The sequence below is a fragment of the Galbibacter mesophilus genome (assembly GCF_023721415.1).
GTDB lineage: Bacteria > Bacteroidota > Bacteroidia > Flavobacteriales > Flavobacteriaceae > Galbibacter > Galbibacter mesophilus.
In genome coordinates this window covers 465,285-486,129 of sequence record NZ_JAMQVC010000002.1, presented here as the reverse complement: position 1 = coordinate 486,129, position 20,845 = coordinate 465,285, and the positions used below count along the sequence as shown (strand labels likewise).

Here is a 20,845-nt window from a genome sequence, read left to right as displayed (position 1 = left end):
ATTTCAATCATTTTTTAGGAAATAGAAAAAGTCAAGATGAGTTCATTAACCAACATCAAACCATGACCAAAAAAGTAGTCGCTTTCGGGGAAGTTTTACTTAGGTTCTCCACACAGGGGTACCTAAAATTTTCACAGGCAGAAGCTTTCAACGCCGATTACGGCGGGAGTGAACTGAATGTCCTTACCACCATCGCCCATTTTGGGATGCAAACTGAAATGGTTACCCGATTGCCGGAGAACGATATCGCGCAGACCGCTATCATGGAAATGCGAAAACACAACGTTTCAATAAGTTACATTGCAAGGGGCGGCGATAGGCTCGGACTGTATTTCCTTGAAAAAGGAGCTTCGGTAAGAGGCAGTAAAATAATTTACGACCGGGCACATTCCTCTTTCGCCAATATCGAAAAAGGTATGATAGATTGGAAGGAAGTCTTTAAGGACGCCACATGGTTCCATTGGTCGGGCATCACTCCTGGAGTTTCCCAAGGTGCTGCGGATGCTTGCATGGAGGCTATTGAAGTGGCCACCGAATTGGGACTGACCATTTCGACCGATTTCAATTACCGCGCCAATCTTTGGAACTATGGCAAAACCCCAGGTGAAATCATGGAAAAAATGGTAAGTAAATGCCATGTGATACTGGCCGGGGACTATGCTTCCGAACAGTATTTCAATATCGTACCGCAGGGAACTTCGGAAAAGGAACTTCAAAAATCACTTTCTGAAAAACTAAAAATCCGTTTCCCCAACTGTCAAAAAATAGTGATCACCCATAGAAAAAACATCAGTGCCATGCACAACGTTTGGTCCGCTGTTCTCTATGACGGGAAGGAACTGATTGAATCCACTTCCTATGATATTACCGATATCGTGGACCGTATTGGTGCCGGGGACAGTTTTATGGGCGCCCTAATTTACGGGCTCAACCATTTTGAAGATGAAAAAGCCCTGAATTTTGCGGTGGCGGCCTCCTGTTTGAAACATACCATTTACGGAGATGCCAATTTGGTTTCAAAGGAAGATGTGGTAAATTTAATGGACGGCGATACTTCCGGAAGGGTAAAAAGATAAAAAGCATAACTAGCTAAAACACTTAATATGAAGACATATTCAAGAATGGAAGTGGCAAATACCATGGCCGAAACCGGAATGGTGCCCTTGTTCTACCATCACGATAAAGAAATAATTTCGAACGTGGTAAAAGCATGCTACGACGGCGGTGCTCGATTGTTTGAGTTTACGGCACGTGGAGCCTTTGCGCATGAGGTCTTTAACGAATTGAGCAAGTTCTGCCAGAAAGAATGCCCAGGAATGATTTTGGGCGTAGGATCGGTAACGGATGCAGCCGCTGCGTCGCTTTACATACAATCGGGAGCCCAGTTTGTGGTGACCCCCGTTTTCAGGGAAGACATTGCAATCGTTTGTAACCGTAGGAAGGTGCTTTGGTCGCCCGGTTGCGGAAGCTTAACCGAGATTGCCAGGGCGGAGGAAATGGGCTGTGAAATCGTAAAACTGTTTCCTGGCGCTACCTACGGACCCGAATTCGTTAAGGCGGTTAAAGGGCCCTGCCCGTGGACCAGCATTATGCCCACCGGTGGCGTGAGTCCGGATGAAGAAAACCTTACCGCTTGGTTCAGGGCCGGTGTGACCTGCGTAGGTATGGGATCCCAGCTTATTTCCAAAGAAATTATTCAAAAGGCCGATTATAAAGGGCTGGAGGAAAAAGTTAGAAAGGCCCTTGAAACGATAAAAAAAGTTAGGGCATGAAGAAACTGATTACTAATTCATTGCTTCTATTTCTACTGATATTCTGTTTTTCCTGTACCGAAACCCAATCCCACAAAACCATAAAACTTGCCCACGGATTGGACGTTAGCCACTCCGTACATAAGGCCATGATGAAAATGGGTGAAAACCTTGAAAAAATATCGGGCGGGAAGATGAAAGTAAAGATATACCCAAACCAGCAATTGGGCTCGGAAAGGGAATGTTTGGAGCTCCTTCAGATCGGAAGCTTGGATATGACAAAGGTTTCTGTGGGTACCATGGAGAATTTTGCCCCTAAAATGAAAGTGTTGGGGCTTCCGTTTTTGTTCAGGAACAAACAACATTCTTTCGATGTTCTGGATGGCCCCATTGGAAAAGGACTTCTTGATGAGGGCGAAAAGTATTGGCTAAAGGGACTGTGCTATTACGATGCCGGAAGCCGAAGCTTTTACACCAAGGAGCGCCCCGTAAATTCACCAGAGGATTTGAAAGGATTGAAAATAAGGGTTATGGAAAGTGCCACTGCCATGAATATGGTGAGGAACCTCGGTGGCTCCCCTACCCCTATTTCCTGGGGAGAACTTTACACCGCCCTCCAACAGGGGGTCGTGGACGGTGCCGAGAACAACCCGCCCAGTTTTTACCTTTCCCGACATTATGAAGTCTGCAAATTTTACTCCCTGGACGAACATACGGTACTGCCCGATGTTCTGGTCGTGGGAACACATTTTTGGGACAGTCTAACGGAACAGGAGCAGAAATGGCTTCAGGAAGCTGCCGACCAATCTGTTCCCTACCAAAGGGAACTTTGGGATGCCTCCGAAAAAGAAGCGCTGGAAGCCGTAAAAAAAGAAGGTGTGGAAATCATTTATCCGGACAAAGATCCTTTTGCGGAAGAAGTTCAGGGAATTTATGATGAATACAAAAACCAACCTGAGATGTACGAACTCATCCAGGAAATAAAAAAAACGAAGTAGTATGCAGTTCAGAAAAAAAATAGATGACATTCTTGGCAAGGTACTCGTGTTTATAATGGCGATAATGGTGATCAATGTTCTTTGGCAGGTTTTTACACGCTACATTACAGGTTCGCCCAGCTCCTTTACCGATGAACTGGCGCGTTACCTAATGATTTGGATCGGTGTTTTGGGCGCTGCGTACGTTTCCGGAAAAAACATGCACGTTGCCATTGATGTCCTGCCACAAAAAGCGAGTGAAAAAACCCAACAGAAATTACGACTTCTGGTGAACATGTTCATCATCCTTTTTGCACTGGTGGCCTTTGTTATAGGCGGTGCCCGCTTGGTTTATATAAGTTATATTCTGGGCCAGCACTCCCCTGCCCTCAACGTCCCATTGGCTTTGGTCTATTTGGTCCTGCCGATCAGTGGCCTGCTCATCATTTTTTATAAAACCTCAGATATTATCGCGATAAAAAAATAATTATGGAATATATACCTGTAATCGTATTGGTTATAAGCTTTATCGGACTTTTGGCTATCGGTACACCGGTTGCCTGGAGCATCACTGTGTCCTCCCTGTTGACCATGCTGGTAAGCATCCCAGCCTTACCCGCGTTCACTACCGTGGCACAACGTATGGCCACAGGACTGGATAGTTTTGCGCTATTGGCCATTCCGTTTTTTATACTTTCGGGACAACTTATGAACAAAGGCGGTATTGCCCATAGGCTCATCGCATTTGCCAAGACCTTGGTGGGTGCTTTTCCCGGTGGTCTGGCACTTATCAATGTTATTGCGGCCATGCTCATGGGTGCCATTGCGGGTTCCGCTATGGCTTCGGCATCTGCCATGGGAAGTATCCTCGGTCCGGAAATGGAAAAAGAAGGGTATTCCAAGGAGTTTGGGGTAGCCGTAAACATAACCTCTGCCACCACTGGTCTGGTAATCCCGCCCAGTAATGTACTTATCGTATATTCTTTGGCGAGCGGTGGGGTATCCATTGCGGCCCTATTCCTTGCGGGATATATCCCTGGTATTTTAACGGGACTGTTCCTTATGATAGTCGCCGCAGTTTGGGCCAAGAAAAAAGGATATAAAACGGGCAAAAGAAGTTCGATGAAAGAAGTTTTTAGAACCTTTGTTACCGCTTTGCCCAGCCTTTTGTTGTTGGTAGTTGTTATTGGTGGGATCGTGGCCGGAATTTTCACCGCTACGGAAGCTTCCGCCATTGCCGTTCTGTACACGCTTATACTGGGCTTTTATTACAAAGAGATCTCTACAAAGAACTTACCGCAGGTTCTTTTGGACGCATCCGTAACCACAGCTATTGTAATGCTGCTTATCGGTGCATCCATGAGCATGTCTTGGGTGATGTCTTTTGAGAACATCCCGCAGGACATCAGTAGTTCCCTTTTAGGAATAAGCGACAACCCTATTGTGATATTGCTTATTATCAACCTCCTGTTGTTGTTTGTTGGGATCTTTATGGACATGACGCCCGCGGTGTTAATATTTACGCCCATATTTTTACCGATCGTTACCAAACTCGGCATGGATCCGGTACAATTTGGTATCATCATGGTGCTCAACCTTTGTATCGGACTATGTACTCCGCCAGTGGGCTCTGTACTGTTCGTAGGCGTTGGGGTAGCGAAAACCAGCATTCAAAAAGTGGTAAAACCGTTGCTTCCATTGTTCATAGCAATGATTTTTGCGCTGTTCCTGGTGACCTATTTCCCACAGTTGACGCTTTGGTTACCAAGTTTATTTGACTTATAGAATAACTGAAAAAAATATACAATTTAAAAACGCCTCATGTAATAATATGAGGCGTTTTTGCAAGTATTTGAGAAGTTCGCTATCTTTCATATTCTTATTTTTGACAAAAACTCCTTGGTATGAAATACGTTACTTCATTAGCTGTTATAATCACCTTTTTTATTAGTTATTCTATGGCTTCCCAGGAAATCGGACTTCAACTTTATAGTTTACGTAACGAATTTAAAAAAGATGTTCCTGGCACTTTTGCAAAAATTGAAAAATGGGGCATTACAAAAGTAGAAGATGGAAATGATGGTACGCAAGGATATTCCATGGAAGAATATAAGGCGCTGCTTAAAAAGCATAATATTAACATTGTAAGCGCCAGTGCTTCCTTTGAAGAGTTACAAGATTCCCCTGAAACCGTTATCGAGCGAACAAATGGATATGACGCCAAATATGTGGTGTGTTTTTGGATTCCTCATCAAGACACTATTTTTACCATCACGGAGACTGAAAAAGCTTTAAAAGTATTTAACGAAGCAGGTAAGAAACTTAAAAAGGAAGGGATTACATTAGCGTATCATCCGCATGGATATGAATTTAGACCTTATAAAGGAGAAACCCTGCTGGATTATATGATTAAAAACGCGAAGCATTTCGAATTTGAAATGGATGTCTATTGGTTTGCGCACCCTGGGGAAGACCCTATTGAATGGCTGCGAAGATACCCGAACCGTTTTAAATTAATGCACATTAAAGATTGCGAAAAGGGCATAGAAGGTAACCAAAACGGTCAATCGGATGTTGAAACCAATGTTGTTTTAGGTACTGGACAAATCGATATCGCTGGGATTGTTGAAGAAGCAGAAAAAATAGGAATTGAATATATTTTTATTGAAGATGAATCTTCAAAATCTGAAAAGCAAATTCCATTGAGTTTGGAATATTTAAAAAGTCTTTAGTTTAATTTTTTCTTAGAATTTGAAAAGAAAACCCGCCGAGTTTAAATCGGCGGGTTTTTATATTTATACTTTTACGACCATCTTACCTTTATTTTTTCCATCAAACAAATCGATAAAAGCTTGTGGTATGTTTTCAAATCCTTCTACGATGGTTTCTTCGTGTTTTAATTTTCCTTCAGACAACCACTGGGAAAGCTTTTTAATCCCTTCTGAAAACCGTTCTTGATAATTACCTACAATAAAACCTTGCATTAAAGCGCTGTTTTTAATTAAAAAAGGTTGAACGCTTATACTCTTCGGAAGGGAAGTTTCATTGTAAACCGATATAGCGCCACAATTTATAATGCGCGCAAACTTTTTAATGTGAAATAAAACGGCATCAGAAATATCACCGCCGACATTATCAAAATAAATATCTATTCCGTCCGGACAAAGCTCTTTTAACGCAGATTTCATGTTTTCGGTGGTATTATAATTTATTCCATCATCAAAGCCGAAATCGTTCTTTAGCATTTCTATTTTTTCATCCGTACCGGCAATTCCTATTACTTTTAAACCGTGAATTTTTGCAATCTGACCCACGACACTTCCAACCGCTCCAGCAGCACCGGAAACAACAATTATTTCTCCCTTTTGAGGTTTCCCAATATCCGTAAGTCCGAAATAGGCTGTTAAACCCGTCATTCCAAGAAGACCCAAATATGCAGATAACGCTACTTGATTGCTTTCTACTTTACGGAGTTGCTTTAATTGCTCACTCGATACAATTTGCTCTTTTTTCCATGGAAGCATCCCTGTAATAAAATCCCCTTTAGAAAAATTATCGTTTTTACTCTCCAAAATTTCTGCTACCACAGTAGAAGTAATTGGTTTTCCAAGCTCAAATGGCGGAATATAAGATTTTTCATCTCGCATCCTTCCACGTAAATAAGGGTCTACCGAAACATATTTTAAAGATACTTTTACACCTCCATCCTTTAAATCTTCAATAGATTCGTCTACGAACTTAAAATCGTTTTCAGAAGGTTTTCCTTTTGGTCTGTTATTTAATAAAATAGTATTGCTCATCTCTTTCTTTTTTTAAAATTTTTTCAGAAGAAGATAAAACATCTATGAAGCGACTGAAAATTTAAATACTTATTTCTTTGTTAAAATAGAAGCGATACATTTAATCCCACCAAACCACAAAAAACTTTTCAAGAACACCATTCGGGTATTTTATCCAGCACAACGGAGCTCCCCTACTCTCTATGATCGGTATGATTTTCTCAAGAAAATTAGGATAATTCATCCACTCTACCTGTGTTTGAATAGCCACCAGATTATTCATTTTGGTGGGTTTGTAAAATTTACAATCTTTTAATTGTTTTAGTTCGTGTAAACGTATGTAAAATCCCTGCAAACAGGCTTCATTGAAAGGACCAAACTGTACATTTTTCTTTTGGAACGGAATAAAAAGTTGTGCCTTGAACAACACCCTCTGTGAAATATCTTTTGGAGATATTTGTAATCTCTCCAAGGTTGGCAACATATTCTCATTAAAAAGGATGGGAAACTGTTTATTCTTAAGTTTATTTATTTTTTTGAAGAAACTGTCCGTTCTATTCGTACCTATCCAATGTTCTATAGGAGAATCTCCAACCGATTCATCATACAAATAAAACTTGTACATAATTTCCAAGTGGACAGGTTGCCCATTTTGTTTTAAAATACAATCAATCTCACCAATCGTCTGTTTTTTTTGCTGAATTTGATGATTTTCAAGTAAAACCTCAATGTTTTTATTTTGATGAAGCTCTTCGCTCACAAACTCTTCTATTCGCCTCCCCAAACGAACGTTGGTAGCCACATTCCTATTTAAAACTAAGTTTTCTTTTTCTGTAAGCTCAAATTGTTTGATTCCTTCTATTTCTCCTTCTTCCCAAAGTAAAGGTGTATTTAGGTATCCTCGAAACTGTAACTGAATATCATTCAAAATTTAACTATTTTCGCGTTTTCCTAAGATAAAAAAATTAATTGTTGTCGTTCACTTTTATTCTTTTATCTTCGTATAACCTTCCCAATAAATATTCTAGAAATATAGGACATCTGTATTTGTGGATATATTGATAATTTATCTATCATTTGAGTTACTGTCCTTTAAAAGATTTTGAGATATTGCCTCACTAATTGTTGTTTTATGTCTTTTGAAAGAACTCGGGAAAAACTAAAAATTTTAGCAGACGCCGCCAAATACGATGTTTCATGCTCCTCAAGCGGAAGTAAGCGCGCAAACACGAATAAAGGTTTGGGGAATGCTACCGGTATGGGAATATGCCACTCCTATACCGAAGACGGAAGGTGTGTTTCACTTTTAAAGATATTACTTACCAACTATTGCATTTTCGATTGCGCGTATTGTGTAACCCGAAAAAGTAACGATATTCAACGGGCTGCTTTTAAAGTACAGGAAGTAGTAGATCTTACTATTAATTTCTATCGAAGGAACTATATAGAGGGCTTGTTTTTAAGTTCTGGGATTTTTAAAAGTCCCGATTACACCATGGAACGTTTGGTTTCCGTTGCCAAAAAACTACGTTTGGAAGAAAATTTCAATGGTTACATTCATTTAAAGTCAATTCCCGGAGCTTCAGATGAACTTATGCGCGAAGCCGGACTTTACGCAGACAGATTAAGCGTAAATATTGAAATTCCCACAGAAATCGGACTCAAAAAATTGGCTCCTGAAAAGAAAAGGGAAGATTTTGTGAAACCTATGCTGAAGGTAAAAAACGAAATTATTCAGTACAAAAATGAGAAAAAACTTATAAAAAGTACTCCAAAATATGCTCCTGCGGGACAGAGTACCCAAATGATTGTAGGCGCTAGCGGTGAAAGCGATTTTCAAATTATGTACACTTCTAATTTCTTTTATAAAAACTACAACTTAAAACGTGTGTATTACTCAGGATATGTGCCCATCAGTTATGATGACCGTTTACCTAAAATTGGCAGTGAAGTCCCCATTCTTCGGGAGAATCGATTGTATCAAACCGATTGGCTTCTACGTTTTTATGGTTTTGAGGTAAATGAAATTTTAAATGAAACACATCCACATTTAGATTTGGATATTGACCCTAAATTAAGTTGGGCGCTTAGGAATCGTCATGAATTTCCTGTGGATATAAATACTGCCGACAAACGAATGCTCGCGCGTGTTCCCGGATTAGGAATGAAATCTGTCTATAAAATTTTAAATGCTAGAAGATTTAGAAGACTCAATTGGGATCATTTAAAAAGAATTGGAGTCGCCTTAAGTCGCGCCCGTTATTTTATTATTTGTGATAGCAGCGATTTTGAACGTGCAGATATTTCTTCTGAATCGTTAAAAGGAATTATACTTCAAAATTCGAAAACTAAATACAATAATACGCTTAACAATCAATTGAGTTTGTTTTAATGCATGGCGCCAACTTAATTTACGATGGAACTTTTGATGGCTTTCTTAGTACAGTTTTTACTGTGTATGAACAAAAACTAAGTAATGTTACCATTCAAAATGAAACACATTCCCAAAGTCTACTGTTCGCCGAAACAGAATTCATTCCGACTAATGAAACTCAAGCCAAAAGGGTTTGGAAGGGGCTTATAAAACATCTTACCTTTCGTGAAGCTTCCGTTGTTTTTTATGCTTTTTTAAGCGAGCAGCCCAACGTGGAAAATATTCTGCTGGATTATATACAATACATTTTCAAAAACGAAAAAGGTGCTGGTGAAGATTTTTCACATCCTTCAGTTTTAAAAATAGCTCAAATTGCAAAACAAGTGGGCAGGGAAAAGCACAGAATGGAGGCATTCGTACGATTTCGGCTGACAAAAGATGAGATTTATTTTGCGGGTATTGAACCGGATTTTAATGTGCTTCCTTTAATACTTAGCCATTTTAAAAAGCGATATGCCGACCAAAAATGGCTGATTTATGACATCAAAAGAAAGTATGGCATTTATTACGATTTACATTCCGTAGAAATGATCAACATAGATTTTCCAGACACCTTCGATTTCACTAAAACGGATGAAACTTATTTTTCTGAAGCTGAATTTGACTTCCAGAAGTTATGGAAATCGTATTTTAGAAGCTCCAATATAGAGGAACGGAAAAATATGAAATTACACATACAGCATGTTCCCAAACGATACTGGAAATATTTAAGTGAAAAACAACCTGATTAATGCAAACTTCAATATCATGAAAAACTATAAAATACTTTTCCTATTCCTTATCTCTTTTCACTTTGGGATAAGTCAAAACTCAGCTGAAAAAGAGGTTGAAAACACCATTGAAAACTTTTTTGACGCTTTTCATAAACAGGACACTGTTGCATTACGCAAACTAGCTTCCTCAGAAATTATTATGCAAACTATCGCTACTAGCGAAGAAGGTGAAAGTATTGTGAAAACTCAAACATTTAATGGTTTTTTGAAATCCATCGCTTCAATACCGAAAGAAAACTCCTTTAAAGAAGAATTATTAGGTTATGAAATTAAAATAGATGGTTCATTGGCACATGCCTGGACATCCTACAAATTTTGGTATAATGAAAAATTCTCACACTGTGGCGCCAATTCTTTTCAGCTTGTAAAGCAAAAAGGCGCTTGGAAAATTGTTTACGTAATTGATACACGAAGGAAAACTGACTGTAAATAAAAAAGTCCCGAAAGTTTTTTCGGGACTTTTTAAATTTCTATCCTATCTATCGTAGCGAAGCACCTAATTGATGTTCAAAACTACCTTGTAGCTTTTTCATAACCTTATCAATTTGCTTGTCGGTTAAGGTTTTGTTTTCATCTTGAAGAGTAAAACTCACTGCGTAGGATTTTTTACCTTCCGGAAGTTTGTCTCCTTCATAAACATCAAACAAATTGATGTCTTTCAACAGTTTTTTCTCGCTGTTTTGTGCGATGTTGTAAACTTCTTCAAACTTGATATCTTTATCCAACAATAAAGCTAAATCCCTTTTTACTTCAGGATATTTGGCAATCTCGGTGAATGAAATTTTTTGTTGCTTAACCAATTTAATAATGGTATCCCATTCAAAATCGGCATAAAGCACTTCTTGTTTAATATCAAAATGTTTTAAAATTCGCTGATTTACAATCCCGAAGGAAACCAACTTTTTCTTTTTCAATTTATAATTCAATCCTTCAGAAAAAACATCCGAAGAAACAGGTTCCGATTTTGGTGTTGGCAATCCTAAACGTTCCAAAACGCCATTGATAATTCCTTTTAAATAAAAGAAATCACTTTTCCCATTTTTAATTCTCCAGCTTTCTTCATGTTGGTCGCCCGTGATTAACAAACTTAAATGCTTGTTTTCAATGCGGCCACTTTCATAATTATGGTAGGTTTTACCAAACTCAAAGAATTTTAAATTGGCACTACGTCTATTTATATTGAAACTCAAAGCTTCCAATCCGCTAAAAAGCATAGACTGTCGCATTACCGATAGGTCATTGCTAAGCGGATTCAACATGGTTACATTGAATTCTGATTTGTTGTCTTCGCTCAATTCCATGTATTTCGGACTCGTAAGCGAATTTGCCAAGATTTCGTAAAATCCTAATGCAGCCAGTTGATTTCCTACGATATTTTGAAGTTTGTAATCTTCAAATTTGGAAGTACTGGCAATAGAAGCATTTAATTTGGTAGTAAACTCGATATTGTTATATCCATACACCCTTAAAATTTCTTCAATAACATCCACTTCGCGCTGAACATCCACACGATAAGAAGGAATTGTGAGTCCGATTCCCGTTTCGGTTACATTATTAATTTTTATCTCTAACGAACTCAAAATTGACTTAATAGTATCCGTAGAAATATTCTGGCCGATTAAAGAGTTTACTTTCTCAAAAGTTAAGAATACCTGAAAATCCTCAAACTTCTTCGGATAAAAATCTTCAGCGTCACTGGAAATAGTTCCTCCAGCGATTTCTTTAATTAACAAGGCCGCCCTAAGCAACGCATATTTGGTGTTATTGATATCAATTCCACGTTCAAACCTAAAAGAAGCATCGGTGTTTAAACCGTGTCTTTTAGCCGTTTTTCTTACCGAAACCGGATTAAAATAGGCGCTTTCCAAGAAAATACTTGTCGTACTTTCGGTAACCCCTGAATTTTCACCTCCAAAAACACCCGCAATACAAAGTGGTTTCTCGGCATCACAAATAATTAAATCCTCTTCGTGAAGTTCTCGCTCCAATCCGTCAAGAGTTGTAAACTTGCTTCCTTTTTCCAAAGTTTGAACCAAAATTTTGTTTCCGCTAATTTTAGCAGCATCAAAAGCATGCAAAGGTTGCCCAAGCTCATGTAGTACGTAGTTAGTAATATCTACCACGTTATTTTTTGGGGCAATCCCGATGGCTTTCAATCGATTTTTAATCCAATCTGGAGACTCCTCTACTTTCAATCCTGAAATGGTAACACCACAATAGCGAGGACAAAGTTCTTTATTTTTTACATCCACATCCATTCGAAGGGTGCGGTTATCTACATGAAAACTACTAACCGAAGGAGTGATAAGTTCTAAATTAATATCTTTTTGTAGCAATCCAGCTTTAAGGTCTCGAGCTACGCCGTGATGACTCATCGCATCGGCACGGTTGGGTGTTAAACCAATTTCAAAAACAGTATCGGTAGTAACCTGAAAAATTTCGGCGCATGGCGTACCTGGAGTAAGGCTTTCGTCTAAAACCATGATTCCGTCATGACTTTCTCCCAATCCGAGTTCATCTTCCGCACAAATCATCCCAAATGAAGCCTCTCCACGGATTTTACCTTTCTTAATTTCCCAAGGCGTTCCTTTTTCATCATACAATGTTGTACCGATGGTTGCCACAGGTACTTTTTGTCCCGCAGCTACATTTGGTGCACCACATACAATTTGCAGGGGTTCACTCGCTCCAACATCCACTTTGGTAAGCTTTAATCGGTCTGCATTGGGGTGTTGCTCACATTCCAAAACGTGCCCAACCACGATTCCCTTTAAACCACCTTTCACCGATTCAAAAGTCTCTTCGCCCTCTACTTCCAATCCTAAATCGGTTAAAAGCTCTGCTGTTTTATCAGATTCCCAATCAAGTTGTATAAATTGCTTTAACCAGTTATATGAAATTTTCACTTGCTACGATTATTTATTTAGAGGTGCAAAGATAATAATCCGCTTTATAATTGGAACCTCTCATGAAGTTTTCTTTTGAAGGAAAATCATTCCGCTTTTATTGAAATGAAGCATCATTTAGAACAAAACCGAATAATATATCGCCTCGCCTATCGAAACAAAGTAATTTATTGAAGAGAAACAGAAACAGCAAATTTTCTACAATGTCTACGGTTGTCCAACGTGCCATAACGATTAACTAATATAATTCCAGATGTTTTTATGTTTGGCTAGTTGTTGATATGTATAACGGAAAATTTTATTTTTCTCCAAACCTAATCTTGGGTCTTCTTTAAGAACGCGCATTGCATAATATCTTGCAGTTTTAAGAATGTCATTATCTTTTACAATATCTGCTATTTTAAGGTTTAGGACACCACTTTGTTGGGTTCCCATAATGTCTCCTGGACCACGCAGTTTAAGATCAACTTCCGCAATTTCGAATCCGTCATTAGTGCGAACCATGGTTTCGAGACGTGTTTTGGAGTCGTTGGACAGTTTATGGCTCGTCATTAAAATACAAAAACTCTGCTCGGCTCCACGGCCGACACGACCGCGCAATTGGTGAAGTTGTGATAGTCCAAAACGTTCGGCACTTTCTATAATCATAACAGAAGCATTGGGCACATTCACACCCACCTCAATAACGGTTGTAGCAACCATAATTTGTGTTTCCCTTTTTACAAAACGTTCCATCTCATAGTCCTTATCGGCCGGCTTCATTTGTCCGTGCACGATGGAAATTTGATAATTAGGTTGAGGGAATTCCCGTACAATGCTTTCATAACCATCCATTAAATCTTTATAATCCAGCTTTTCCGATTCTTGAATAAGCGGATAAACTACATAAATCTGCCTGCCTTTAGCAATTTCATCTTTAATGAAACCAAAAACTTTTAGCCGATTGCTATCGTAGCGATGTACGGTTTTTATAGCCTTACGCCCTGGCGGAAGCTCATCGATTACCGAAATATCCAAATCGCCGTACAAACTCATGGCAAGCGTTCGCGGTATGGGAGTGGCTGTCATAACCAAAATATGCGGTGGGATTTCATTTTTATGCCACAATTTTGCTCGCTGCGCCACCCCAAATCGATGTTGCTCATCGATAATTGCCAGTCCGAGATTTTTAAACTGAACTTTATCCTCCAACACAGCATGGGTACCAATTAAAATATGTAGGCTTCCCTCCTCCAACTGCTCGTGTATTTCTTTTCTTTCTGAAGTTTTGGAAGAACCCGTTAATAATTTCACTTCAAGATTCAAAGGTTTAACCAACTCCAAAATACCGTTGAAATGTTGTTGTGCTAAAATTTCAGTAGGAGCTACCAAGCAAGCTTGAAAACCGTTATCAATCGCCAGAAGCATTGTCATAAGTGCGACAATAGTTTTCCCCGAGCCAACATCACCTTGCAGTAAACGGTTCATTTGTGCGTTGGTGCCAAGGTCATTTCTAATTTCTTTAATCACCCGTTTTTGGGCATCGGTAAGCTCAAAAGGTAAATGTTCGGTATAAAATGTATTAAAAAGGGTACCTACTTTATCAAAATTGAAACCTTTTATTTTATTTTTTCTGGTTAAATTTTTGGCTATAAGCTGTAGCTGAATATAAAAAAGTTCCTCAAATTTAAGTCGGTATTGAGCCTTGGCAAGCAACTCTTGGTTTTGAGGGAAATGTATATTGAAAAGCGCTTTACTTTTGGAAATCAATTTAAGTTCGTTACGCAGTTCTTCTGACAAAGTATCAAAAAAACGAGCTTTTGTTTCCACAAAAAGCTGCTGCATTATCTTATTGATTACTTTATTGGTAATTCCCTTGTTGGTAAGTTTTTCCGTAGAAGGATAAATAGGCTGCATTGCCGTTCGGATACTCTTTTCATGCACTTCCAACAATTCCATATCGGGATGGGCCATGGAAAATCCGTTGTACCAATTGGTTTTGCCAAAAACCACATACGGTTTATTTAGCTTTAAATTCTCTCGAATCCATTTGTGACCGCGAAACCAAACTAGTTCCATTTGTCCGGTTTCATCTACAAAAGTGGCGACCAAACGCTTTCCCCGCTTCTGCTCAACAGTTTTTAAATGGGTAATCTTTCCTATGATTTGAACTTCGGTGCCATTACGCTGAAGCTCGTTTATTTTGTAATACCGTGTTTTGTCGAGATATCGGTTAGGAAAAAGATTGACCAAATCCTGATAGGTATGAATACCGAGTTCCTTCCTTAGTAAGTCCGCTCGATTAGGACCTACTCCTTTTAAGTAGTCAATAGGTGTTTGAAGAATATTCGGATTCATGGTTACGAATATAGGACAAAGCTTGAAAAGTTGAAAGCAAACACAACAGGTTGTCGGTACGGAATTGAGTTATTAGTAATTGGGTTAATTAGTTCTTATTGTTTTTTTAAAATTCTTCTGTCAGGCTGAGCTTGTCGAAGGCCGTTATTGAACTTTACGTCGCTCTAGTTAATAAAATTCAATTCGGGTCTTTATCATTTACAAGAATTTTATCTTCCTATAGTTCTGCATATAACTGTCAATTCGCATACTCATCAGCAATAATCGAAAACCTTGTAGTTTGAACTGCTTTTTTCAGAAAAACAAACTTTTTAGATTATAAATGTCGCACAAAAAGCAATGTTTTTACTGATTCTATTAAAAAAAAGTCATTATTAACATTTTTTTTTGAAAAATTATCATTTTATGCGATGTTTTTTTAATTGCACAAACCATTCTTTTTGGCTATTTTTGTGAGCGTCTCATAACAAATTTTATGCAAACAAAACCTGATACAAAACAAGATATTTCCTTTGATGATTTTAAAAATCAAATTCTTAACGATTATAAGATAGCGGTTACTAGCCGCGAATGTAGTCTTTTAGGGCGAAGGGAAGTTTTGACTGGAAAAGCTAAATTTGGCATCTTCGGTGATGGTAAAGAACTTCCTCAATTGGCCATGGCGAAAGCTTTTCAAAATGGCGATTTTAGAAGTGGTTACTATCGAGACCAAACTTTTATGATGGCCATAGGCGAATTGAACATTAAAAATTTCTTTGCCGGACTGTATGCACACACCGACATTGAAAAAGAGCCTATGAGCGCAGGAAGACAAATGGGTGGCCACTTTTTAACCCAAAGTAATAATCCAGACGGTTCTTGGGTGGATCTTACTAAACAAAAAAACAGTAGCTCTGATATTTCTCCAACGGGAGGCCAAATGGCTCGTTTGTTGGGATTAGCACAAGCTTCTAAAATATACCGCCACGTAGAGGGAACCGAAAAAGAAGGATTTTCTATTAACGGTAATGAAGTTGCTTGGGGAACTATTGGAAATGCGAGCACCAGTGAAGGCATTTTCTTTGAAACCATCAATGCAGCAGGTGTTATGCAAGTTCCTATGGTGATTAGCATTTGGGATGATGAATATGGAATTTCCGTACATGCTAAACACCAAACGACTAAAGAAAATATATCTGAAATCTTAAAAGGATTTCAACGTACCGAAACCGAAAATGGTTTTGAAATTTTAGTAGTAAAAGGCTGGGATTATCCAGCTCTTATTGAAACATTTACCAAAGCGGGTGAAATTGCCAGAACGGAACACGTTCCCGTAATGATTCATGTTACTGAACTTACCCAGCCTCAAGGGCATTCTACTTCTGGTTCCCATGAGCGCTATAAATCGGAAGATCGATTAAAATGGGAAAAAGAGTTTGATTGTAACCTGAAATTACGTGAGTGGATAATTGCCAATAACTTTGCTACGGATGAAGAACTCAATCAACTTGAGAAGAAAATAAAAAAAGAAGTAAGGGACGGAAAAAAAGAAGCTTGGAGCGAGTTTTTAGCTCCCATAAAAGCTGATAAAAAACAAGTGGTTTCACTTTTGAGCGATCTTGCTAATTCCAGTTCCAACAAAAGTTTTATAAACCGACTTAAAAACGATCTCATTTCTATTGATGAACCCGTGAAAAGAAATGTGATTTCCACGGCTAGAAAAGCACTTCGCTATGTTACCCATGAAAATAGCGAGGCGAAAATAGCATTGCAGGATTGGATTGAGTCTTTTTATACCAGAACCGAACCCGAATACAGTTCTCACCTCCACAGCGAAACCAAAAGCAATGCAACCAATATTGCGGAAGTGGTTCCTGAATATGATGAAGATGCAGAAACGGTGGATGGACGAATTGTATTACGTGATAATTTCGATAAGCTTTTCGGCAATTATCCAAATTCACTCATCTTTGGTGAAGACAGTGGAAATATCGGAGATGTAAACCAAGGACTTGAAGGACTTCAGAAAAAATATGGAGAACTGCGCGTTGCCGATGCCGGTATTCGTGAAGCTTCGATTATTGGTCAAGGAATAGGAATGGCCTTGAGAGGTTTACGTCCTATTGCTGAAATTCAATACCTTGACTATATTTTATATGCACTTTATGTGTTAAGTGATGATTTAGCATCAACCCTTTACCGAACAGTAGGGAAACAAAAAGCTCCTTTAATTGTTCGAACTAGGGGGCATCGTCTCGAAGGGATTTGGCATGCCGGTTCGCAAATGGGCGGGCTTATCCACTTACTTCGAGGAATGTATATTTTAGCACCACGAAATATGACCAAAGCTGCCGGTTTCTACAACACTTTGATGGAAAGTGACGAGCCTGCATTAATTATTGAAAGCTTAAATGGTTACCGATTAAAGGAAAAACTTCCAAATAATTTAGGTGAACTTAAAACACCTGTCGGCGTGGTAGAAACGGTTAAAGAAGGAACGGATATTACCTTGGTTTCCTACGGATCTACACTTCGTATTGTTGAGCAGGTTGCGAAGGAACTACTTGAAGTGGATATCGATGTGGAGATTATCGATGCGCAAACGCTACTACCTTTTGATATTAATCACGATACAGTTAAAAGCGTTCAGAAAACCAATAGATTGTTGGTAATTGATGAGGACGTTCCTGGAGCGTGCTCTGCCTATTTGCTGCAAGAAATTGTTGAAAATCAAAAAGGCTATCAATATTTAGACAGTGCGCCACAAACGTTGACCGCTAAAGCACACAGACCGGCCTATGCGAGTGATGGTGATTATTTCTCGAAACCTAATGCAGAAGATATTTTTGAAAAGGTATATGATATTATGCATGAAGCTAACCCAGCGAAGTATCCAAAATTGAGATAGTTTTTTCAGTAGGTAGTGTTCAGTAATCAGTTTGCAGAGTCTCGATTCCAGTAATTTATAAGATTTAGCCTTCTAACCTTGGCTATTGATTTTAAGGCACTCTCATCTTTTTAAGATAACAAACTCGCTGCGTCTATTTAATTGATGTTCTTTTTCATTGCATGCAACACCATCTGTGCAGTGGTTAACGGGTTGCTCTTCGCCATATCCTCTGCCTGAAAGTCTTTGTGGTGCAATTCCGCCTGCATCAATTATGTATTGAATGGTTGCTTGATTCCTTTTTTCAGAGAGCCATGAATTGTAATCGGCTGGTGCCCTGCTATCTGTATGCGAACGAACATCTATTTTTAATTCTGGGAAAATTTGCATGGCTTCAATCACTTTTTTCAACTCTATTTCAGCATCCTGACGGATATTCCATTTATCAAAATCAAAATAAATAGGATTCAATTTAATTACTTTTCCTAAATCGGTTCCCGTTACAAAATCGCCTTTTTTCAGCAACAGCGTTTCTTCAATAACTTTTGAAGGCAAATTTCCTGTTGCTACATTTTTTTCAACATTTTCGTAATGCCGCATGGAAGTACGAATCGTATAGCTTTGCATACATGATAATTGCTCTTTAAAACTGAAATTTCCTAAGTCATCTGAATAAACTGTTTCAATTACTTCATTTTTAGCATTCAATAAAGAAACTTCGACTCCAGCAATACTTTTTTTGGTTGAATAGTCGAGCACATTTCCTTTTAGTAACTGAAAACAAGCAACAATCAAATCCCCTATTTGCTCAATTTTATAAATATCGTCGTTACTTGGATGATTCCCCCGGTTGGAAGCCATATAACCACGTTTGGTATCGTTACTTAAAATAAAAGTAAAGTCATCTTGCTTTCCATTTATGGGTCGGCCTACATTGTAAGCAGGCCCAACATAATCACCTTCTCCAATTTGTGCCACAAAAACGTCCAAACCACCCAAACCTACATGTCCATCCGACGAGAAAAATAATTGGTTGTCACTGCTTAAAAAAGGAAAAGTTTCACGACCCTCAGTATTTATTTCCTTGCCTAAATTTTCAGGAGTTCCAAAACCGTTACCGTTAATTTTAACTCGGTATAAGTCCGATTGCCCATACCCTCCGGGCATATCAGAAGAAAAATATAAATATTCTCCATGGGGACTCACGGTAGGGTGTGCCACCGAAAAACTATCGCTATTAAAGGGCAGTTCCTCTACTTTCCAGTCTTCATTTTCAGTTTTAACAGCTTTGAATAGTTTTAACCGATTTACTCCCTCCTCATCTTCCCCATATTGATTTTTGTAATAATTATTACGTGTAAAATAAAGCGTGTTCAGGCTGTCTACATAAGCGGCGGTAGATTCGTGAAATTTTGTATTTATTTTTTTGCTGAATAATTCAATCTTTTCTGAAGTAGAATCTGAACTAACAAAATAAAGATCTAAAAAAGGTTGATCATTCCAAGCATGAACACTTTTTTCCATTTTTGGACGTATACGGTTAGAAGCAAAGAGAATCCCGTTATTGTAAAAAGTAGGTGCGAAATCTGATAAAGGCGAGTTAAAATCTACCTTCTCCATGGAAAACTTACCTGATTGTAATTCTATTTCATTTAGATAATCCCTGTTTTCATCAAAAAGCCGCGCTCTGTAGTCGTTTCCCTTAGCATCATAAAATTCTCCCATAATTTTATCTGAATAGGCATAATCTCCTGTACTTTTTAGGGAAAGTGCGTAACGGTATAAATATTCAGCTGGAATTGCGGTATCCTTGTTGTAAAGTTTTCTATACCAATTTGCGGCATTTATGTAATCCCCCGTGTAGTAGTAGGAATCACCTAGCTTTTTTAGTAACTCATCAGAAGGTTCTTCTTCTTCATTTGCAACTTTTAAATAATACTCACGTGCATTTATAAATGCATATTTATCAAACGCCTTATCTCCTTTCTTTTCTAGTCTTTCTTGTGAAAAAACACATGGAAAATTCAGAAAAAAGGATAATGAAACAATTATTACTAAATACCGATTCATATCATTATTATTTTTAAAAAAAGCGGGGAGATATAATTTTCTTCCTGTTCTTAAATAATTCAAATCTTATAAAAATCTCATGAGAACCCCCATTGTATTGTGCCAAAGGAGTAGTTTCCCAATCGTAAGCATAGCCAATCATCCATCTATCGTCTAAATGAAAACCAGCTAAAACGCTTGTGGCGGCATCCCACCTATATGCAGCTCCCAACGCAAATTTTTCATAAAACCAGAAATTTGCAGAAATATCTACTTGTAAAGGCGCTCCGCTAACGGCCTTAACCAGTGCGGCAGGTTTAAATTGAATATTGCTGGAAAGATTAAAAACGTAGCCGGAAATAAAGTAAAGGTGCAATCGCTCTCCAGCCGTACTGTTTTCCGATTCATCAAAATGTGATGTCTCTAAAATATTGGGAACACTGGCACCTACATAAAATCGATCGGTATAATAAAATGCACCGGCTCCCACTTGCGGAGAAAACTCATTGTCTACATTATATTGAACACTTGCGTTCCCACCATTGGGCAAGCCTGTATTAACTCGAGTGAAATCAATATCGAAGAAGTTCAATCCACCTTTAATTCCTAAAGATAACTTACCCCTATCGGAAACGTTCATAATGTAGCTAAAAACAAAATCAATTTCCGTTTCGTTAGCTATAAAAATTTGATCATTGGTAATGCTAAAACCCAAACCTACTTTGTTTCCTACGGGACCGTGCATTGCAAAATTCATAGTTTCCGGTGCCCCTTGCAAGCCGTTCCATTGATTTCTGTACAACGCAATGGAACTAAAAACCTCTCGTGTTCCAGCGTATGCAGGATTAAAAGTCATGGTGTTGTACATGTACTGCGTAAATTGGGAGTCTTGCTGGCCATATGAATTAATCATACAACCTGCTAGAAGCCAAAAAGTAATCACTATTTTATAAAATCCATTTTTCATACATGC

16 protein-coding genes are annotated in these 20,845 nt (G+C 38.4%); 10 read left to right on the top strand and 6 right to left on the bottom strand.

Features of this window, described 5'->3' with window-relative positions:
- Positions 1-62 precede the first annotated feature (62 nt).
- From NDQ75_RS08930 to NDQ75_RS08905, 6 genes are all read left to right on the top strand, one after another.
- The gene (locus NDQ75_RS08930; protein ID WP_202027129.1) at positions 63-1,076 is read left to right on the top strand and encodes a sugar kinase; all 1,014 of its coding nucleotides are present in this window, start codon (positions 63-65) and stop codon (positions 1,074-1,076) included.
- Between the two features lie 27 nt (positions 1,077-1,103).
- Positions 1,104-1,772, top strand: coding sequence for a bifunctional 4-hydroxy-2-oxoglutarate aldolase/2-dehydro-3-deoxy-phosphogluconate aldolase (locus NDQ75_RS08925; RefSeq protein WP_202027128.1), 669 nt, complete (start codon positions 1,104-1,106; stop codon positions 1,770-1,772).
- Positions 1,769-2,749, top strand: coding sequence for a TRAP transporter substrate-binding protein (locus NDQ75_RS08920; RefSeq protein WP_202027127.1), 981 nt, complete (start codon positions 1,769-1,771; stop codon positions 2,747-2,749). The genes NDQ75_RS08925 and NDQ75_RS08920 overlap by 4 nt, the downstream gene beginning before the upstream one ends.
- Before the next feature lies 1 nt (position 2,750).
- A complete protein-coding gene (locus NDQ75_RS08915) occupies positions 2,751-3,215 on the top strand; it encodes a TRAP transporter small permease (protein WP_202027126.1) in 465 nt (154 codons plus the stop codon).
- Between the two features lie 2 nt (positions 3,216-3,217).
- Positions 3,218-4,513: a TRAP transporter large permease gene (locus NDQ75_RS08910; protein ID WP_202027125.1), complete on the top strand. Its 1,296-nt coding sequence runs from the start codon at positions 3,218-3,220 to the stop codon at positions 4,511-4,513.
- A gap of 119 nt (positions 4,514-4,632) precedes the next feature.
- Positions 4,633-5,460: a sugar phosphate isomerase/epimerase family protein gene (locus NDQ75_RS08905; RefSeq protein ID WP_202027124.1), complete on the top strand. Its 828-nt coding sequence runs from the start codon at positions 4,633-4,635 to the stop codon at positions 5,458-5,460.
- A 63-nt stretch (positions 5,461-5,523) separates the two neighbouring features.
- Here the strand turns inward: NDQ75_RS08905 and NDQ75_RS08900 are convergent, their stop codons facing one another.
- Positions 5,524-6,528, bottom strand: coding sequence for an NADP-dependent oxidoreductase (locus NDQ75_RS08900; RefSeq protein WP_202027123.1), 1,005 nt, complete (start codon positions 6,526-6,528; stop codon positions 5,524-5,526).
- 100 nt (positions 6,529-6,628) lie between these two features.
- Positions 6,629-7,435: a DUF1853 family protein gene (locus tag NDQ75_RS08895; RefSeq protein WP_207190413.1), complete on the bottom strand. Its 807-nt coding sequence runs from the start codon at positions 7,433-7,435 to the stop codon at positions 6,629-6,631.
- Positions 7,436-7,639: 204 nt separating this feature from the next.
- Between NDQ75_RS08895 and NDQ75_RS08890 the strand changes: the two genes are divergently transcribed.
- From NDQ75_RS08890 to NDQ75_RS08880, 3 genes are read left to right on the top strand one after another with little or no spacing between them, the layout of a single operon-like run.
- Positions 7,640-8,899, top strand: coding sequence for a putative DNA modification/repair radical SAM protein (locus NDQ75_RS08890; protein WP_202027122.1), 1,260 nt, complete (start codon positions 7,640-7,642; stop codon positions 8,897-8,899).
- Complete coding sequence (locus tag NDQ75_RS08885) at positions 8,899-9,672, top strand: TIGR03915 family putative DNA repair protein (RefSeq protein WP_202027121.1); 774 nt, start codon at positions 8,899-8,901, stop codon at positions 9,670-9,672. The genes NDQ75_RS08890 and NDQ75_RS08885 overlap by 1 nt, the downstream gene beginning before the upstream one ends.
- 16 nt (positions 9,673-9,688) lie before the next feature.
- On the top strand, positions 9,689-10,147 hold the full coding sequence (locus NDQ75_RS08880; protein WP_202027120.1) for a nuclear transport factor 2 family protein: 459 nt from the start codon (positions 9,689-9,691) through the stop codon (positions 10,145-10,147).
- Positions 10,148-10,193: 46 nt separating this feature from the next.
- Here NDQ75_RS08880 and pheT read toward each other — a convergent pair whose 3' ends face one another.
- Positions 10,194-12,620 carry a phenylalanine--tRNA ligase subunit beta gene (pheT, locus tag NDQ75_RS08875; RefSeq protein WP_202027119.1) on the bottom strand — a complete coding sequence of 809 codons (2,427 nt, stop codon included), beginning with the start codon at positions 12,618-12,620 and terminating at the stop codon, positions 10,194-10,196.
- A 234-nt stretch (positions 12,621-12,854) separates the two neighbouring features.
- Complete coding sequence (gene recG, locus NDQ75_RS08870; RefSeq protein ID WP_202027118.1) at positions 12,855-14,957, bottom strand: ATP-dependent DNA helicase RecG; 2,103 nt, start codon at positions 14,955-14,957, stop codon at positions 12,855-12,857.
- Between the two features lie 475 nt (positions 14,958-15,432).
- Between recG and NDQ75_RS08865 the strand changes: the two genes are divergently transcribed.
- A complete protein-coding gene (locus NDQ75_RS08865; RefSeq protein ID WP_202027117.1) occupies positions 15,433-17,844 on the top strand; it encodes an alpha-ketoacid dehydrogenase subunit alpha/beta in 2,412 nt (803 codons plus the stop codon).
- 102 nt (positions 17,845-17,946) lie between these two features.
- Here the strand turns inward: NDQ75_RS08865 and NDQ75_RS08860 are convergent, their stop codons facing one another.
- Positions 17,947-19,893, bottom strand: coding sequence for an OmpA family protein (locus NDQ75_RS08860; RefSeq protein WP_202027116.1), 1,947 nt, complete (start codon positions 19,891-19,893; stop codon positions 17,947-17,949).
- Positions 19,894-19,906: 13 nt separating this feature from the next.
- Complete coding sequence (locus NDQ75_RS08855; RefSeq protein ID WP_202027115.1) at positions 19,907-20,839, bottom strand: PorP/SprF family type IX secretion system membrane protein; 933 nt, start codon at positions 20,837-20,839, stop codon at positions 19,907-19,909.
- Positions 20,840-20,845: the final 6 nt, after the last annotated feature.

Excerpts from the sequence above, each read along its gene's own strand:
- NDQ75_RS08880 (WP_202027120.1), top strand. The coding sequence starts at position 9,689 with ATGAAAAACTATAAAATACTTTTCCTATTCCTTATCTCTTTTCACTTT.
- NDQ75_RS08890 (WP_202027122.1), top strand. The coding sequence starts at position 7,640 with ATGTCTTTTGAAAGAACTCGGGAAAAACTAAAAATTTTAGCAGACGCC.
- NDQ75_RS08855 (WP_202027115.1), bottom strand. The coding sequence starts at position 20,839 with ATGAAAAATGGATTTTATAAAATAGTGATTACTTTTTGGCTTCTAGCA.
- NDQ75_RS08925 (WP_202027128.1), top strand. The coding sequence starts at position 1,104 with ATGAAGACATATTCAAGAATGGAAGTGGCAAATACCATGGCCGAAACC.
- NDQ75_RS08885 (WP_202027121.1), top strand. The coding sequence starts at position 8,899 with ATGCATGGCGCCAACTTAATTTACGATGGAACTTTTGATGGCTTTCTT.
- recG (WP_202027118.1), bottom strand. The coding sequence starts at position 14,957 with ATGAATCCGAATATTCTTCAAACACCTATTGACTACTTAAAAGGAGTA.
- NDQ75_RS08900 (WP_202027123.1), bottom strand. The coding sequence starts at position 6,528 with ATGAGCAATACTATTTTATTAAATAACAGACCAAAAGGAAAACCTTCT.
- NDQ75_RS08920 (WP_202027127.1), top strand. The coding sequence starts at position 1,769 with ATGAAGAAACTGATTACTAATTCATTGCTTCTATTTCTACTGATATTC.
- NDQ75_RS08860 (WP_202027116.1), bottom strand. The coding sequence starts at position 19,893 with ATGAATCGGTATTTAGTAATAATTGTTTCATTATCCTTTTTTCTGAAT.
- NDQ75_RS08930 (WP_202027129.1), top strand. The coding sequence starts at position 63 with ATGACCAAAAAAGTAGTCGCTTTCGGGGAAGTTTTACTTAGGTTCTCC.
- NDQ75_RS08910 (WP_202027125.1), top strand. The coding sequence starts at position 3,218 with ATGGAATATATACCTGTAATCGTATTGGTTATAAGCTTTATCGGACTT.
- NDQ75_RS08915 (WP_202027126.1), top strand. The coding sequence starts at position 2,751 with ATGCAGTTCAGAAAAAAAATAGATGACATTCTTGGCAAGGTACTCGTG.
- NDQ75_RS08905 (WP_202027124.1), top strand. The coding sequence starts at position 4,633 with ATGAAATACGTTACTTCATTAGCTGTTATAATCACCTTTTTTATTAGT.
- NDQ75_RS08865 (WP_202027117.1), top strand. The coding sequence starts at position 15,433 with ATGCAAACAAAACCTGATACAAAACAAGATATTTCCTTTGATGATTTT.